This is a genomic window from Phormidium sp. CCY1219 (genome assembly GCF_035615515.1).
Classification (GTDB): Bacteria; Cyanobacteriota; Cyanobacteriia; order Cyanobacteriales; family Laspinemataceae; genus CCY1219.
In genome coordinates this window covers 34,677-50,514 of the sequence record NZ_JAJENT010000894.1, presented here as the reverse complement: position 1 = coordinate 50,514, position 15,838 = coordinate 34,677, and the positions used below count along the sequence as shown (strand labels likewise).

General features: G+C 49.8%; 17 protein-coding genes. 7 read left to right on the top strand and 10 right to left on the bottom strand.

The annotated features are described in order from the left end of the window. Positions 1-271 (top strand): hypothetical protein (locus LKK83_RS29415; RefSeq protein ID WP_324635023.1); only part of this gene is annotated, 271 nt, incomplete at its 5' end. A gap of 177 nt (positions 272-448) precedes the next feature. On the opposite strand, the gene patX is transcribed toward LKK83_RS29415, so the two are convergent. The 3 genes from patX to LKK83_RS29400 all read right to left on the bottom strand — a co-directional run bounded on the left by patX (position 449) and on the right by LKK83_RS29400 (position 4,119). Then, positions 449-793 (bottom strand): heterocyst-inhibiting protein PatX, encoded by a 345-nt coding sequence (gene patX, locus LKK83_RS29410; RefSeq protein ID WP_324635022.1) that lies wholly within the window; start codon positions 791-793, stop codon positions 449-451. 259 nt (positions 794-1,052) lie between these two features. Beyond that, positions 1,053-2,249: a hypothetical protein gene (locus LKK83_RS29405; RefSeq protein WP_324635021.1), complete on the bottom strand. Its 1,197-nt coding sequence runs from the start codon at positions 2,247-2,249 to the stop codon at positions 1,053-1,055. A 226-nt stretch (positions 2,250-2,475) separates the two neighbouring features. Continuing rightward, on the bottom strand, positions 2,476-4,119 hold the full coding sequence (locus LKK83_RS29400) for a Ppx/GppA phosphatase family protein (protein ID WP_324635020.1): 1,644 nt from the start codon (positions 4,117-4,119) through the stop codon (positions 2,476-2,478). Between the two features lie 93 nt (positions 4,120-4,212). Between LKK83_RS29400 and LKK83_RS29395 the strand changes: the two genes are divergently transcribed. Next, positions 4,213-5,097, top strand: coding sequence for a 4-hydroxybenzoate solanesyltransferase (locus LKK83_RS29395; RefSeq protein ID WP_324635019.1), 885 nt, complete (start codon positions 4,213-4,215; stop codon positions 5,095-5,097). A gap of 409 nt (positions 5,098-5,506) precedes the next feature. Here the strand turns inward: LKK83_RS29395 and LKK83_RS29390 are convergent, their stop codons facing one another. The 4 genes from LKK83_RS29390 to LKK83_RS29375 form a co-directional block, all read right to left on the bottom strand. Beyond that, positions 5,507-6,904 (bottom strand): hypothetical protein, encoded by a 1,398-nt coding sequence (locus LKK83_RS29390; RefSeq protein ID WP_324635018.1) that lies wholly within the window; start codon positions 6,902-6,904, stop codon positions 5,507-5,509. A gap of 181 nt (positions 6,905-7,085) precedes the next feature. Further along, complete coding sequence (locus LKK83_RS29385) at positions 7,086-8,318, bottom strand: adenylate/guanylate cyclase domain-containing protein (protein ID WP_324635017.1); 1,233 nt, start codon at positions 8,316-8,318, stop codon at positions 7,086-7,088. Positions 8,319-8,380: 62 nt separating this feature from the next. Further along, positions 8,381-8,848 (bottom strand): QcrA and Rieske domain-containing protein, encoded by a 468-nt coding sequence (locus tag LKK83_RS29380; protein ID WP_324635016.1) that lies wholly within the window; start codon positions 8,846-8,848, stop codon positions 8,381-8,383. Positions 8,849-9,093: 245 nt separating this feature from the next. Further along, the gene (locus LKK83_RS29375) at positions 9,094-9,669 is read right to left on the bottom strand and encodes a PepSY domain-containing protein (RefSeq protein WP_324635015.1); all 576 of its coding nucleotides are present in this window, start codon (positions 9,667-9,669) and stop codon (positions 9,094-9,096) included. Positions 9,670-10,165: 496 nt separating this feature from the next. Here LKK83_RS29375 and LKK83_RS29370 point away from each other — a divergent pair, with 496 nt between their 5' ends. Further along, entirely contained in the window at positions 10,166-11,374 is a 1,209-nt protein-coding gene (locus LKK83_RS29370; protein WP_324635014.1) for a NupC/NupG family nucleoside CNT transporter, read from the top strand. Positions 11,375-11,382: 8 nt separating this feature from the next. On the opposite strand, the gene LKK83_RS29365 is transcribed toward LKK83_RS29370, so the two are convergent. Continuing rightward, a complete protein-coding gene (locus LKK83_RS29365; protein WP_324635012.1) occupies positions 11,383-11,661 on the bottom strand; it encodes a hypothetical protein in 279 nt (92 codons plus the stop codon). Between the two features lie 126 nt (positions 11,662-11,787). Here LKK83_RS29365 and LKK83_RS29360 point away from each other — a divergent pair, with 126 nt between their 5' ends. Beyond that, positions 11,788-11,913: a hypothetical protein gene (locus LKK83_RS29360; protein ID WP_324635011.1), complete on the top strand. Its 126-nt coding sequence runs from the start codon at positions 11,788-11,790 to the stop codon at positions 11,911-11,913. A gap of 126 nt (positions 11,914-12,039) precedes the next feature. Here LKK83_RS29360 and LKK83_RS29355 read toward each other — a convergent pair whose 3' ends face one another. Continuing rightward, on the bottom strand, positions 12,040-12,825 hold the full coding sequence (locus LKK83_RS29355) for a DUF4114 domain-containing protein (protein WP_324635010.1): 786 nt from the start codon (positions 12,823-12,825) through the stop codon (positions 12,040-12,042). A 338-nt stretch (positions 12,826-13,163) separates the two neighbouring features. Here LKK83_RS29355 and LKK83_RS29350 point away from each other — a divergent pair, with 338 nt between their 5' ends. From LKK83_RS29350 to LKK83_RS29340, 3 genes are all read left to right on the top strand, one after another. Further along, positions 13,164-13,307 (top strand): hypothetical protein, encoded by a 144-nt coding sequence (locus LKK83_RS29350; protein WP_324635009.1) that lies wholly within the window; start codon positions 13,164-13,166, stop codon positions 13,305-13,307. 196 nt (positions 13,308-13,503) lie between these two features. Continuing rightward, positions 13,504-13,764 carry a Mo-dependent nitrogenase C-terminal domain-containing protein gene (locus LKK83_RS29345; protein ID WP_324635024.1) on the top strand — a complete coding sequence of 87 codons (261 nt, stop codon included), beginning with the start codon at positions 13,504-13,506 and terminating at the stop codon, positions 13,762-13,764. A gap of 203 nt (positions 13,765-13,967) precedes the next feature. After that, positions 13,968-15,089 (top strand): site-2 protease family protein, encoded by a 1,122-nt coding sequence (locus tag LKK83_RS29340; protein ID WP_324635008.1) that lies wholly within the window; start codon positions 13,968-13,970, stop codon positions 15,087-15,089. 214 nt (positions 15,090-15,303) lie between these two features. Here LKK83_RS29340 and LKK83_RS29335 read toward each other — a convergent pair whose 3' ends face one another. Beyond that, positions 15,304-15,435, bottom strand: coding sequence for a hypothetical protein (locus LKK83_RS29335; RefSeq protein WP_324635007.1), 132 nt, complete (start codon positions 15,433-15,435; stop codon positions 15,304-15,306). Positions 15,436-15,838: the final 403 nt, after the last annotated feature.

The window sequence follows — 15,838 nt, the reverse complement described above, 5'->3', positions numbered from 1 at the left end:
GAGGGTGAACCATATGGAGATATCCGCGCATTCTACCACAGGGAAAGCCTCTCGACCAAATATTCAAATAAAAAATGCACCGCATCCATTTGGCGATCGCGGCTGCTATTCATTCGCCGCGAGGGTTCTGATGTGGTGTCGGACGTTGCAATGTCAGCGTTTATATGCAAAAAACCCCCTGGACAGGGCGGCGGAAGCCATTCCCTGTCCAGTAGGTTTTTGCCCACATGGCATTGCAGCGAAATTAAGCCGATGTTTTAATCCGCGCTGAAATTACACCGGGCGATTTCTATTCCCAAAAAATATGGGATTAATATTAGTTGAAATACTCGTTAAACTTAAGAGATTTGAGGACAATTGCGGCTGACCATTAGGAGATAAAATGAAGGGGTTTGGTCAAAGCCGCAGGGTTCAAAGAAGAAGTGAACGTCGATTAAATGGGTTGGGATTACGGTTTGCATCGTCCACTACCCCGTTGGTCGTCATCATCTTGGGGAATTTGAGCTTGCGTGCAGGGCGCGTCCGCTTTCTGGCGCTGGATTGGGGTTTCAGCCAAAAGCGAGGATTTGGCATCAAACGACCCAAAAACGCGCAGATCGCGACGACTGCAACCGGGTTTCGGGTCGTCAATTTCACAATTTTCTTGATTTTTGGTTTGTTGTTGTTGAGAGAATAGTTGTAAGGGAGAATTAAAATCGCTTTTGGAAGAAAAGCGAGACTCCATTGCTTGGGCACTGGTAGCAACACCAGCAAGCAGGAAGGTGGAAAGGAGCACAGAGGTATAGAGACGCATAAAGGAACTTGTCTTTAAAAACTTCTGTTCCCTAATACGCATTTCCCTCGCGCGATCGGGATAAAGAAAATCCGAAAGCGTCAGAAATTTAAAATCCGCCAGTTAGCAAACTGTCCCTGCAAAATTTTTTCAGTAAAGAAAAAGCAGTATTTTTTTTTGATGACGAGAAAACGCAAAGATTGCGGTTCGGCGCTAATCCACGCAATCCGGGTTAATTGCGGATAAAGGTTGAGAATATATAATCCCCTAACCGGGGACTTTAACCTGCTTCCGGTTCTTTTTGCTGCGCCTCTATCCAGTCACAGTGACGATAATGCCGTTCGATCGCTTCAATATTGGGGCGATTGTCTTCCGCATCGGGAAGTGCGATCGCTCTCCCGGCAAGTTTGCCATAGCTGGTTTTCCGCAGGTTGGGGGATAACACCACTTTTAACGTCATTGGCTCGATCGCCATTTGCTGCGCCAAGAACAGCTTGTGAATATCCGCCCTTAAGACCACTCCATTGCCCACCGCATGGGTTCCATCGCCCCCCTGGGATTCCAGCCAGAGAATTTCTAGGGCATCTTCCACGTCACATCCGGTAATGGCACATCGCCCTTTATAGGCGTTTAATAACGGTTGTCGAAGCTGCAGGGGAGGCGACTTTTTCGGAATCGCTGTGAGGAGTAAAATCAAGCCGCCACCAAGCAACACCCCGACGATCGCTCCGCTGGCTAAGGTGAGGAAAAACCTTTGGTTGGATTTGGTGGGGGAGACTTGCGGCGCTTGGGCGATCGCTAAACTGCTGACCATTTGCGACTGGGATGCTTCGGCTTGTGAAAGTGCCGCTTGCAGTTGCTCCACTCGTTCTTTTTGCTGCGTTACCTCTGCTTCCAATCGCGAGAGTTCTGCTTCGTCGGCCCCATAATAGTCGTACAGGTTTTGTTCCGCTTGCTGGAGGTTTTCCCGCGCTTGGGGTAAAGTTTTTTTCAGTTTTTCTACCCGGGCGGTTAAGCGAGCATTATTAATCAATTGACTCTGCTGCACCATTGCCTCCATTAAGGCGGCTACGGCTTGATTTGCGGTTTCGGAATTGTCATCTCGATATAATACTTGCAGCATGCCGGCGGTTTCTTCACTGGGCAGTTTTAATAACAATTTTTGCCGCACTTCTTCTGGAGGAACTTGGATATAATCTGCCACGGCTTTTAGGACATTTTCTGCCAGCAACAGATTGACTAATTCTTCTGCCCGAGAAAATTGCTGTCCTTGTTTGATAATTTGGCGGGTGGTGGGGGTGAGGGAATCCTCGGTAGGGTTGGCTCTCAAGGCACCTACAGCAATATATTTTGGCTGGGGTTCGATTTGAAATGCCATGAACCCCGAGATGCCAACGGAGGCGATAAAGAGGGCGACAGCAAGCCATTTGTATCGCGCGAGGGTTTGGAGATAGGAACGGAAAAAAGAAGATTTCATGGCGATCGCAAATTGGGGGCTTAGGTTACGATGAATCTGTCAGTTTGCACGGTAATGACTCTCGGTTGGCGGTGAAATTTCCCGGCCCACACACCCACTGCAAAATTTCGGAAGCTCGGCCATTGATGACGCTGGAGAGTCGGGAGATAACGCCAAATCACGGACTCTGCCATCCGAGGCGATCGCCGCGAACTTCTTGACTATCAGCCAATGGCTTGATTTTATTCTAACCCACGGCCACTGGCGTGGATTTTAAACTGGCAACTAAGCGGACGCCGTATTCCTCTTCAAACACTTGTTTCTTTTGCTCCAAGCTCCAGAGTTCTAACACGCACTTGTCGTCGGGTTCGGTGGGTTGCAGTTTCAGGTGCAGTTCTTTTTTCTTGGCGTCGTAGTGGCATTCCACGTCGGCGATCGCGCCAATTTGGCGGCGATCGAGGGCAACGGACAATCGCAACAATGCACTCAATTGCGCCACCATTTTCCGATAGTGTTTGGGCAGATTGCGATAATTATCGTGCTTTTTCTTCGGCGCACTTTGCCGATGGTATCGCGCGAGATTGGCGATCGCTTCTACTTCTAAATCCGTATAACCGAGCAGTTCGCCGTTGCGAATTAAATAATACGAGTGCTTGTGGTGGGAAGAATGGCTGATGTGAATGCCGCAGTTATGCAAAATTGCCGCAGTCCATAGCAGTTCCCGTTCGTCTAATCCCCACTCGTGCAAAATGCCTTCAGTTTGGTCGAAAAAGCTGAGAACAAATGCGGCAACGCGCTCGGCAGATTCCAGATTTACCTGATATTTTTGCGCCAGTTTTAAGGTGCTGCGCTGACGAATGGAACTTTGAAACCGCAGGCGGTCTTCGATTAACCCGTGAGCGAGCATCCAATCCACGATCACTCCTTCGCGCAGCGATCGCTCGCAAATGGTCAGGGAGTCTATCCCCAACACGGTCATCGCTTCTTGCAAAATTAATGCCCCTGCCAAAATAATTTCCGCGCGCTTCTCGGAAATCCCGGGCACTTCTACCCGTTCCTCATAAGAAAGCTTCCGCAATTGTTGTACGATGTCTTGCAAGTTTTTTAACTTCAATTCGTACCCCGTCAGCGGTGAGGGTTCGGTGCCGAGTTGCTCGCGCGCGTCAATTGCTGCTAAAGTTTCAATCGTCCCGGAGGTGCCGACCAAACGCGGTTCTTCTTGTTGGGGAAATAAGTGGTTTTGCAGCTCTTCTACCGGACGCTCGAGCATTCCGCGAATGTAGGCTTGCAGGTATTTAAACTCGTCGTTACTGATAGGATCTGTGGTGACAAATTCGCTGGTGAGGCGCACTGCACCGACTTTGGTGCTACTCAGGGACCGGGGTTCGTGACCATCGCCTAAAATTAATTCCGTAGAACCGCCGCCAATATCGATAATAATGTGGGGTTCTTTGTTAAATTCCATGCAGGAAAGCACGCCGAGGTAAATGCGTCGCGCTTCTTCTTGACCGGAAATTAAATTAACGCGCAAATCCAATTCCCGCTCGATTTCTTTGAGAAAATCGCGCCCGTTGGGAGATTCTCTCACAGCGGAAGTGGCGACGGCGACGATGTGTTCGGCATTCAAACTGTGGGCGAGTTCCTGGAATCGACGCAGTGCAGCCATTGTCCGTGCCATGACTTCCGGTTTCAGGTTGCCGGTTTTGGTCTCGCGATCGCCGAGACGCACGGTTTCTTTCTCTTTGGCAATAATCGTAAAGGTGGGTAAGCTTGCATCGATTTGCACCACCACCATATGCAGGGAGTTGGTGCCCATATCGATAGCCGCGAGAATGCGCTGCTGCTCCCGATTTGGAGCGGGAATCCTCATTATCGGAACTGATTTAACCATTGCGATTGTTTGGGGTGCTTATCCCATTTCAGACTTCCAGACTAACGATATCTTAATTAATGGGACAATCGCGAAAAACTTTCAGTGAATCTCATGTTAACGTCACCAGAAAACCAAACCGAACCCACCTGGAAAGCGGTGCTGCGCCTGCTGCGGTGGAATAAACCGGCGGGACGCTTGATTTTAATGGTTCCTGCCCTGTGGGCTGTGTTTTTGGCCGCACGGGGAACCCCGCCAGTGCCCCTGGTGGGGGTAATTGTGTTGGGGACTTTTGCCACCAGCGCGGCGGGATGCGTGGTGAATGACCTGTGGGACCGGGATATCGACCCGCAAGTGGAACGCACCCGCGATCGCCCTCTGGCTTCCCGCAAACTTTCGATTACGACCGGCATTGTGGTGGCAATGGTGGCCCTGTGCTGTGCCGCTATTCTGGCCCTCTATCTCAATCCCCTCAGTTTTGCCCTCTGCGTGGCTGCTGTACCGGTGATTATCGGCTATCCCCTGGCAAAGCGGGCGTTTCCCGTGCCCCAACTGGTCCTCTCCATTGCTTGGGGATTTGCGGTGTTGATTAGTTGGACCGCTGCAGTTTCTCACTTAGAACCAGATACTTGGATTCTCTGGGGGGCAACGATTCTGTGGACCTTGGGGTTCGATACGGTGTATGCCATGAGCGATCGCGAGGACGATTTGCGCGTGGGGGTCAACTCTAGCGCTATATTTTTCGGCGATCGCGCCCCGGAAGCGGTGGGCTTCTTTTTCCTCGGCACGATTGCTTTCCTCGCCTGGGAAGGCGCAACCCGTCACCTCAGTTTTCCCTTCTGGATTGCCTTGGGGTGCGGCGCAATTCTTTGGGGTTGGCAATACCTGCAATTGCGCCAAGACAATCCGCCCAAACCAATTTACGGTCAAATCTTCGGCCAAAATGTTTCCATCGGCTTTCTGTTGTTGGCTGGCATGATTGGCAGTTATTTTATTTAACCAAAATTGGCGAGGGCTGGTTGTATTCGGATAAACGCCGGGGACTTAAAGTCCCCGGCTTATAGCTCAAGTCGTCTAAAGACGACTAATATTAATCGGAGGAAATAGCAGTCAAAAAATGAGTCCGCGTAGGCGGACTTAGCTTGCCAAGGCGCGATTTCAATCGCCTTTCTTGTAAAAAAATGAGTCCGCGTAGGCGGACTTAGCTTGCCAAGGCGCGATTTCAATCGCCTTTCTTGCCAAGGCGCGATTTCAATCCCCCGCTTTCTTTCCCCCCAATATTGTCAAAAAAAATGAGTCCGCGTAGGCGGACTTAGCTTGCCAAGGCGCGATTTCAATCCCCCGGTTTTCTCCAATATTGCTTGCCAAGGCGCGATTTCAATCCCCCGGTTTTTAAACCTGTACCCCTTTACCCTTTAATTTCTCCTTTCCACGTGATGATTTGCTGAGTGGAACGTTCGCCTAACGAACGAGTCACGAGTAACTCGATTTCTACCCCAACTCCGGGTTGCAAGTATTGCGATTCTATGGGTAATTGACCCAAATTTAAGGTCAAGCGATTGTAATTTTGCGTCACCAATTCCGGGGGAATTTTGCCCTCGTAGCGGGTGCGATAGTCTCGGTTGCGGCTAAACCACACGCTGGAGGTGGTGGCGCGATAGGTGATGGCGAATTCGGTGGTTACGATGTCGGAGACTTGCCCTCGGTCAATCAAACTGAGGGTTAGATTTTCGCCGTTGCTGGCAAATTCGACCAAGGTAAGCTCGGTGGCTTCGCTTTCCCGGATGAGGTTAGAAATGATGATGTTGGTTCGGTCGGTTTCCACAAATTGCTGTGCTTGCACCCAAATGTCTTCTGGGAAGAAAAGCTCGACTTTGTTATCCTCGGTTAAGCGAAAGTTGGCGCGAGTATCGGTAAAATTGTAGGTCGATCGCCCTGCTTCCCAGGTTACGCGAACCGGGCGTTCGATGCGATCGCGAAATTCGCGATATTCATCGGCAATTTTAGAACCGGGTGCTAACAGCAAGCTCGCACCTTGGCGGGTTTCCCAGCGATTGCGAGAGAGAACAACGTCTAAGCTGGCGAGTTGGGAGATGGGAACGGCGATCGCCGGGTTGTCTTCCGCTAAGGGTTCCTGGCGGTTAATTAATGTGAGCGTTCCCAGGCGTCCGTTCCCACCGCTGGCACCCCAAGAGCCATTGCGACCGTCTGACCCATCGTAGCAACGAAACTCTCGCTCTCGGCATTGCGGTTGCGAAGTGTTGAGGCTATCTTCGCACACGCGCACATCCCAATCCCGTTCGCGACAGTCGCATCCGTCGCCCCCATTGCCCCCGCGTCCCGATCGCCCGCCTTTTCCGCCGGCTGCATTCACGAAAATGTTGTTTAAATGGTCTCGATTGGTATAATATATAGTGAGAAAACCGCCTTGGCCGCCATCGCCGCCATCGCCGCCATCGCCGCCATCGCCGCCATCTGGGGCGCGCAGGTCGTAATCCACGTTGCGCGGTTGTCGGCGACAGCGGGCATCATCCCCATTGTCGCCATCCTCGCCATCCTCGCCGTCGGTCCCGGAGAGATCCAACAGGATAGAGCTTCCATCGGCGAAAAGGGTTTGGTTGTCCCCGGGACGACCATTTCTCCCATCTCGTCCGTCGAATCCGTCGGATCCATCGTCGCCAAAATCGCGGATTTCTCGACTCCAGACTAACATCGAACACTGGAGGGAGTCGGTGGGGGGCATTAAAAGCGGAACGGAAAGGAAGAATAAAAATAGGCTGAATTTAGCGAACCACGGTAGCTGCATCCCTTTTTCTCCTGGCTTTTGAAGTCAGCATTTTAGACTCTACAAGGATTGAATAGCTCAGTCGGGATGACTTTTACATCAACTTTGTGGGCGGGCGATCGCGCTTTTCCGTTCCGCCAATTTCCGGATAAAGTGTTAGTTTAACCTGGCAAAAATTTAGGGATGCGGATGTTTGCGCGGCTTACTTTAACCGCCATGCGGCGATGGGTTCAGTTTTGCCTTTGGCGGCGATTGGTTCGCGCGGTTCGACTTCTAGCTTTTCTTCCATGCATTGATAAATGCGATCGGAGAGGGTAATTTCTCCGGCTGGGGTGGCTGTTTCTAACCGTTTTGCCGTGTTGACCACATCTCCGATCGCGGTGTAAGTGCGGACGCGATCGCTGCCAAATAATCCTTCAATTACGCTTCCGTAATGCAAGGCACATCCCGCCCCTAATTGATGGGGCGCAAGCAGGGTTTCGGCTGCATTTTGCATGGCGCGGGCGGCGGCGATCGCTTGCTGGGGAGTGGCGTAAATTGCCATAATTTCATCGGCGGTTAAGGTAATTCTTAACGGTTGAAATTTAGCGGCGGCGGGTTCTACTGTGCGATAATAAGAATTAAGCACGGCGGCGACAATATCGGGAGAAGTTTCTTCGCACCAGTGGGTAAATCCGCGAATATCCATAAATAAAATGGCGCGATCGCGTCGCCGAAATCCCAATTCTTCCGGATTGATGACCGCTTGTTTCACTGCATGATTTCCCATTCCCCATTGTGCCAAATTCCGCAACAAACCAGCAGTTTCTTGCAGTTTTTTCCGTTGAGATGTCACCTGTAACGTCTGCAGTCCCAGCAACAATCCCACCACCATCGTACTTTGAATGATAAATTGATGATGGGGAATCCGGAGAATATTGATGAAACTTTCCCATCCGGTGGCCTCGGGGTAAGATTTGTAGATCAGTGCCCCATACAGGGCAATCACCATGCTAGTTCTGGTCAAACTTTCTAGGGGAATAATCCAAGTGGCGGTCTGAGATGGCTTATGAAAGCGGATGAATTGCGAGGTAGCAATCATCACAGCAAAGCACCACAAAATCAGGTGATTCGGTTCGGCAAAAAATTCCAGCCCTTCTAGGGGTAAATCGCTCAGGGTGTAAATCGATGGACCGATAAAGTTTCCCCAAAACCGATGGGGATTGGGTCGAGATAAGTACCAGGCTTGGGCAAACATTGCACCTACAATTAAATAATGCCCGGTGTGGATTAAATAGTCAGTCCAACTCATTAACGCCATTTCTGAGAGCGCGTTAAAAATCAAAAAATGCCCGCTATTCGACAACAGCTCGCTAACAAACGCACCCCAACGGGATCCGTTTAGACGTTCTTCAATAACATCTTGTGACGAATTGCGAAACAACTGTTTTAACACGGCTTTGGCGGTGAATTTTTATGGCGAATCTGCATCTCGATTTTGTGATGCTCCCCACCCCATTAAAGGGATTTGACCAACACGGAGTCTCCTTCAATTTTAACTGTATAAGTGGCTAAAGACTCTGTTGCTGGCCCTTGCAGCACTGTGCCGTCTGCACTGTATTCGGCATCGTGGCAGGGACAGATATATTTGCTCTCGCCGACATTCCATTCTACCGTACAGCCTTCGTGGGTGCAAGTGGGATTCACGGCATTTACGATCGCCGCATCTTCCGGGTTTCTGATAACCAGAACCGAACCGCCGGGAAATTCTTTATTGAGGATTGCACCGTTTTCGTCTAATTCAGTTACGGTGCCCACCGCTTCAAATCCCTCGGACTCTGAAGAATCGGTGGGCGGTGGCGGCGGTGGCGGATTGGAGCTTTCGGTTTGGGCTTGTTCGTTGGGGGAACAAGCGGCGATCGCCACGGGTAAAAAACTGGCCATGCAACCAACACTCACCCAACTCATAAACTCCCGACGATTCATTCCTTTTTCTCCGTTGCTAGAACTACGAATTTTGCCCGAAAATGCCATTTCCCTCCGGCCAACTTCCGGAGATTTTGCTCCGGCGACTTGGGGAAAGCATATCCTCTTATTCTATAATGGCTGAAGGCCAAAATGCCATAACATTTAAGCAAGCGTGCCGATTGGGCTTGCCTTACTTTGGGAAGGGGAGGCGTTCCCCGCATGTGCTGGGAAGGAGTCAAAAATGCCATACCATTTGCCAGAATTTAAACTGCTTTTTTGCCTTTGCGGTGGCGAAACCAGCCCAGCATTTGGATGCCGGTGATGAGGAGTGCGATCGCCCCTAATCCGACTAGCAAAACGTAAATTGGCTTCAAGACATCTCCTAGATATTCCCCTTGGTGAATTACCATAAACAGATGAGCGGTGTCAGGAGACATGCCAAACCAACTTTTGCCCAGGCGGTAGATAATTCCAGTTAGGGCGCTGAGCAGTAAGGGGAGGAAAAAAATCGGGGCTAGGAGGCGATGCAACTGGCGATCGCTGAATTTTTTGGCACGGTTTTTCGCGCGATCGCTTCCGCCTCGGCGCATCAGGGTCAAACCAGTGGCGATCGCGCCAATCAGTCCTAACCCAACCAATAGCACGTAAATCGGTTTGATGGGATTTCCCAAGAATTCCCCTTGGTGAATCACCATAAAAAAATTGGCGGTGTCTGGAGACATGCCAAACCAGCTTTTGCCCAGGCGATAAATGATGCCGGTGAGGGCGCTGAGCAATAAAGGAAAGAACAAAATCGGCGCAATTTTTCGGTGAATTTTGCGAAATAAAACTCGATCCATTGTTTTTTATTCCTCGATGGTTATTCGCGTTGAGGTCATCCCCGCCCTTTCAATCATGTGGGTAACTCTTCGCCAGGGGCGTCAAGTCCCACGCCTGAAGCCTTGCCGGCACCGCTTCCAGTGCCCTGCCCCCCCTTCCAGGCTATTATAAAATACTATTTTTCATTTGTCTATTGTATTGTAACCCACCCTCTGGTAAAATGTTCGCGAATATGGGGCGATTCGGGGGGGTTTGGGGAAAAGAGACAAGAAGCGGGGTTGGAGTCAAATGGGTTGCGAATTCGTCCGATTTTCGCTCGATTTTTTCTCACCTCTATTCCGCCCACTTCCGAGGGGATAAAAAACCGGGTTTCTCGCCGGCAGTGGTTGCCCCAGCTTCACTCGTTGGTTAAGAAACGCCGGCGATCGCTTCCGCCTCGGCAGTTGCGTTTCTCGGCGGTAACCTGGGAACGAGTTAAATTATTTTGCATCCGTGCTTAGGGGTAAAAAATCAGTCATGGAACGAGCAATTTCTCTGTTAGGATTGGTGACATTTGTGGCGCTGTGTTATGCGTTTTCGGTGAATCGCAAAGCGGTGCGCTGGCGCACCGTGGCATGGGGGCTTGGGTTGCAGCTTGGTTTGGGAGTTTTTATCCTCAAAACTCCCGTGGGTTTAGCCCTGTTTGAGTTTCTCGGCGAAACCGTAAACCGCTTTCTCAACTTTGCCGATGCTGGGTCGGAATTTGTGTTTGGCGAGGATTTTACCGAGCATTTTTTTGCGTTTAAAGTGATTCCTACCATTATCTTTTTCTCCGCCTGTATTAGCATTTTGTACCACTATCAGATTTTGCAGCGCTTGGTGCAGGGCATGGCATGGGGAATGATGAAAACCATGCAGACCTCTGGGGCGGAATCTCTCAGTTGTGCGGCGAATGTTTTTGTGGGAATGACCGAATCTCCTTTAATGATTAAACCCTATATTTCTAAACTGACCCAATCGGAACTTCATGCAGTAATGACCGGGGGATTTGCTACCATTGCCGGCGGGGTTTTGGCGGCGTATTTAAGCTTTGGAATTCCGGCAGAACATTTGCTGGCCGCTTCGGTGATGTCCGCACCGGCAGCATTGGCCATTTCTAAATTACTGTATCCGGAAACGGAGAAATCTGTCACCCAAGGAACGGTAAAAATGGAAGTGGAAACTACCTATGCCAATGCCATTGATGCGGCAGCATCTGGGGCGCGGGATGGGTTAAAATTGGCTCTGAATGTGGCAGCGATGCTCATCGCATTTTTGGGATTGTTGGCTTTTGTGAATGCAGTTTTAGGCGGCATCGGCAGTTGGGTAGGAGTGCCGCAACTTTCTTTGGAGTGGATTTTATCGTATTTAATGGCACCAGTGGCGTGGTTGATGGGAGTTCCTTGGGTAGATGCGGCACAGGTGGGGGTTTTGTTGGGGAAAAAGACGATTTTAAATGAGTTTATTGCTTATTTGGATTTGCAAAGTTTAATCCAAAATCAGGCAATCTCCCCACGGGCCATTGCGATCGCCACCTATGCTCTGTGCGGTTTTTCTAACATCGGCTCGATCGCCATTCAAATTGGCGGCATTGGCGCGATCGCCCCCCATCGTCAACCGGATTTAGCTCGCTTGGGCCTGCGAACCATGATTGCCGGTTCCATTGCCTGTTTCACTACCGCCTGCATCGCGGGCATCTTATTGTAAGTCATTGGTCAATCCTCACCATTCCACTCTCTTTCAATGCGTTCTAAATCCTTCGCCGCCCCCAATTCTTGAAAAATGTCATGCGCTTTCTGGTAATGCTGCTGGGCAATGTCTTCGTTACCGCGCTTCCGCGAGAGTAGCGCCAGGTCAAAATTGGTTTCGGCAATCTCCCACCTCATTCCCAATTTTTCCATTTTCCCTAAAGCTTCGGTTAAATATTGTTCCGCAGCATCGAGATTGCCTTTACCCAGTTCGATATCTTCCAATAGTGCTAATGATGTTGCCATGCCAGAGCGATCGCCCAATTCGGCGATCGGTCATCTGCCTGGGTTAATACACATTGGCACTCGGGTGTAAAGCACTTGTTACAATTCTTTTCAACTTTAGATGCATCATCGAGTTTGAGGCAAGTAATGATGCAGGTTTCCCAACGCGCCCTTGTAATTATCGCCGAAGCAACCGCAACCAGCGCCATTGGATTGGTTCATGCCGGTGCGGGTGTGGGGCCGGTGCGTCACCCCCCCCACAAACGTGGCTGATTCTCCCATTGATGAATTGCGGGGGGTGACGCACCCTACCGGTGGGGGGTTCGGATGACAATCGAGCTGAAAAGCAAAATAAACCCTGCCTATCTCAGGCTGGGTTTATTGTTAAATCAGCTAACATTACGCTTCTGATTGTGCGTGGCGCTTGCGAATCATCATTAGAGAACTGGCACCTAACAATCCGAGGATTAAAGAAGGTTCGGGTACGGAAGTGGTCACACCTTTGACGGCAAAAACCACGTCATTGTAATCCTCGTCTCCGCCACCCACGATATCTTCAAACCCCAGGAGCAAGTAGTCGCCCACAGTATATCCGAGAACGTGCGTCAGGTTGTCGGAGTTTAGATTTGGGTCAAACCCGAGGAACTGTTGGCCGCCATTTTTGCCGTTAGACTTCACGAAGAAATCAATAAAGGTGTTTCCGGCAAAATTGCCCAAGCTGGCTCCTTCACCCAGTTTCAGGGGGCCTTTGCTGTTGGAAAGAATGCTCAGGGGGGAAGAAATATCGTCAAAAATCTTGTTTTTCGTGGTTCCGCTATCTACAGAGTAAAATAGCTGATTGCGATAGCCCGCCCCTTCATTGATGAAGAAAACTTCCACATCTTGCACGCCTCCGGACCAACGCAGTTTGCTCAGGTCAGCTTGCGGCAGATTGAGGGTATTGAGGGAATTGCGCTCGTCATTCACCAGATCGTTAAATTGCGTCCAAGCGTCGAAATCTAAGCGCAACAAATCGCTGGGTGCGTTTTCGTATTGTTGGTCATACTGCTGTCTCGTCACCTGAGCTGAGGCACTTTCAGCAGTGAGTAGGGTTGCAGTGGTAGCAACCAGGGCCATTACCCCAATCGCGGATTGGCGAGCGATCGCGTTGAATGTTGAAAGGTTTTTACTTGTATGAATCGCCATGATTCTTTGGTCTCCGTTATCGACACTTTAATGGGTTGAATAAACACTGTGGCTAATTTCGCTGCGTAGCGAAATAGTCTTTGCGTCACTGCACCTCTGTTTACTTCCACTCTAGAGGCAATGTTCCAGCTTAGGCAAGAGGAAAAATCTATCTTGTTCGGATCTTTATAGTTTAGGAGAGCTGTGTAAAGAGTTTGTAAATTTCAAGGGGTTTTCTGCGGCTATGTAGCCTCAACTCATCCCCGGGCATGGGGCATGGGAGGGAAATCATCCCATCCTCGGGATAAGGATATAGGGCGATCGCGCTATGGGGGCGGTGCGTCACCCCCCCCACAAACGTGGGTTATTCTCCCATTGATGAATTGCGGGGGGTGACGCACCCGACGGTGGGGGGTTCGATCGCGGAATCTGGGGCAATCTCACTCTGGGGAGAGAGTGTCTGTGATTTCGATCGCGGTGGCGGTTGTTTGCGATCGCATTGAGGAGTATTTTACATCACGAAAAGCTGAGGTGTAAATCACGGTTTTTACTACTTTTGGGTCACGGCATCCCGGCCTAAAATCGGTCATACTATAAATAGCAAATTAATTCAGACGAAAAAAGAAAGAAGAGGAGTGAAACTCGATGCCTGTTTTATCGACGCCTTTACATCATTGGAAGCAAAAATCTCTGCACGTGATGGATGAAATTCTTCACCCATTGCGCCACTGGTTGGATGCCATTGAAGTTACCAATCCGGAAATGGCGCATTTGCTGTGCAAGTTAATTCCGGCGCAGTGTCCGTTTGAGCGGGACGTGAACTTGTTTGGCCACACTCTGTTTCACATTCCGCCCCTGTGCAAGCTCAATCCCTTTTACGAGGAACTGGTGAGTTTGCGATTCCGCGCTTTATGCTATCTCGCCGATGAATGTGGCGAAGATATTAGTGCTTACTGCTAGGAAGGGAAGCCGGGATTTTTCTTGGGAAAATTGCTGCTGAAAAAGCAGCCTACAATCAAAGTCAGAGTATGCTTTTCGGAAACCGAACCTTTGGGTGCGGTTTCTACCACTAAGGGGGGATTGACTTTCCTATTAAGTTTTGTTACATTAGGTACATAAGCACGACAAAGGTGCATTTTATAGAGATAAAGGAGGTAGCCTGAATGAACGGCAATATCCGTGTAGGCAACTTGTTTGGAATCCCATTTTATATAAATCCTTCTTGGTTTTTAGTGCTGGGCTTAGTCACCCTAAGTTACGGGGGTTGGCTGGCAGGACAATTTCCAATGGGAGGTGCAGTTCCCTGGATGTTGGGCTTTGTGGCGGCGTTGCTGCTGTTTGCTTCGGTGTTAGCCCACGAACTGGGACATAGCCTGGTGGCGATTAGCCAGGGAATCGAAGTGAAATCTATCACTTTGTTCTTATTCGGCGGTTTAGCCAGTTTAGAAAAAGAATCGAAAACCCCGGGAGAATCGTTTTGGGTGGCGATCGCCGGTCCGCTAGTCAGCTTAGCGCTGTTCGGTATATTCACCGCGATCGGAGTCGTCACCAATGTAGGCGGTCCGGTGGGCGCGATGCTGGGACTGTTAGCGTCGATTAACCTAATCCTCGCCCTGTTTAACCTGATTCCCGGTTTGCCCCTCGATGGCGGGAACATCCTCAAGTCCTTGGTATGGAAGATTACCGGCAATCCCTATAAAGGGGTAATTTTCGCCGGACGAGTGGGACAAGCGATCGGATGGTTCGCGATCGTCACTGGCGCACTTTCTATCTTGGGTCTCAGTAACTTCGGTAGCTTCTGGACGCTGTTAATCGGTTTCTTCTTGCTGCAAAATGCGGGAACTGCGGCCCAGTCTGCCACGATTCAAGACAAACTCTCTCACCTCACTGCTGCTGATGCGGTCAATCCCAATAGCCCCATCGTTTCTGAAAACCTGACCCTGCGCGAATTTGCCAACGAATACATTATCGGTCAAACCCAATGGCGCAAGTTCTTAGTCACTAACGAAGCGGGCGCTTTTATCGGGTCGATTTCGGTGGATGATTTGAAACTGGTCTCTACTTCGCAATGGCCTACTACTCAGGTGAAAGACTTGATGAAAACGGTGGAAAATACCACCACTGTCAATTCCGACCTGTCCTTGCTAGAAGTGGTCACTTTGTTGGAACAAAAAGACATTTCGCAACTGCCGGTGGTTAACGATAATGGCGTATTAGTCGGGTTGCTGGAAAAAGCCGAAATCCTTCGCCAATTGCAAAAACCTACGGAAACCAAACCGGCCTAATTCATACGGCGCGACATTAAGTCGTTAGCAGAGAAAAAAGCCTCCCTCGGGAGGCTTTTTTATTGGGGTTTTGAATGATGGAGGGAGGGGCGCAAGGCCAATGACCCCCATCGGTCAGGTCTCGCATCAGTTTCAGTTTATTTTGTCAAGTATCTGGAGTGCAAAAGAAGGTAACATTCTGGCAGCAGTTTCTCGTCAGTTGTTACTTTTTTTGTTACCTTTGCTTTTCTACAAGGGCGATCGCGCCCTTTTCGCCATGCCATCCCGGGGCGATCGCGGCAAATTTTAATGTAACGGTGCAGTTAATCCTTCGCAGGTTAATTCGGAATTCAGCACCAGGTTTCATTATCGCAAACCAAGGTATAAAAGTGGATTTGCGGCTTTTTGGCTGCATAAATTTGCAGTACCTTCGAGCGGCTCGAATGTTTTACATAAAACGAAAAAAAAGTTCAGTAGTTCTTCGGCATCCTTTCTCTACCCTACGGATGAACCTGTGGATTTCACGGAAACAAGCAGGGGCGATCGCTTGTCACTGAGATTGAGATGAGTTAAATTTAGGAAGGAACCAATAATGAGAAAATCGGCCACAATAAGCAAAAAGACTAATTCATTGGTGAGGAGATTTTGTCTAACACAGAAGCAGGGGTAACGATGAGCGTTTTAGCAGAAAACAAGCATTGACCCGGATCGAGCGCGATCGCTGTCCCGAGAAAAGCCATCACAGAAAAATTGCCCCATTTTCGTCTTTT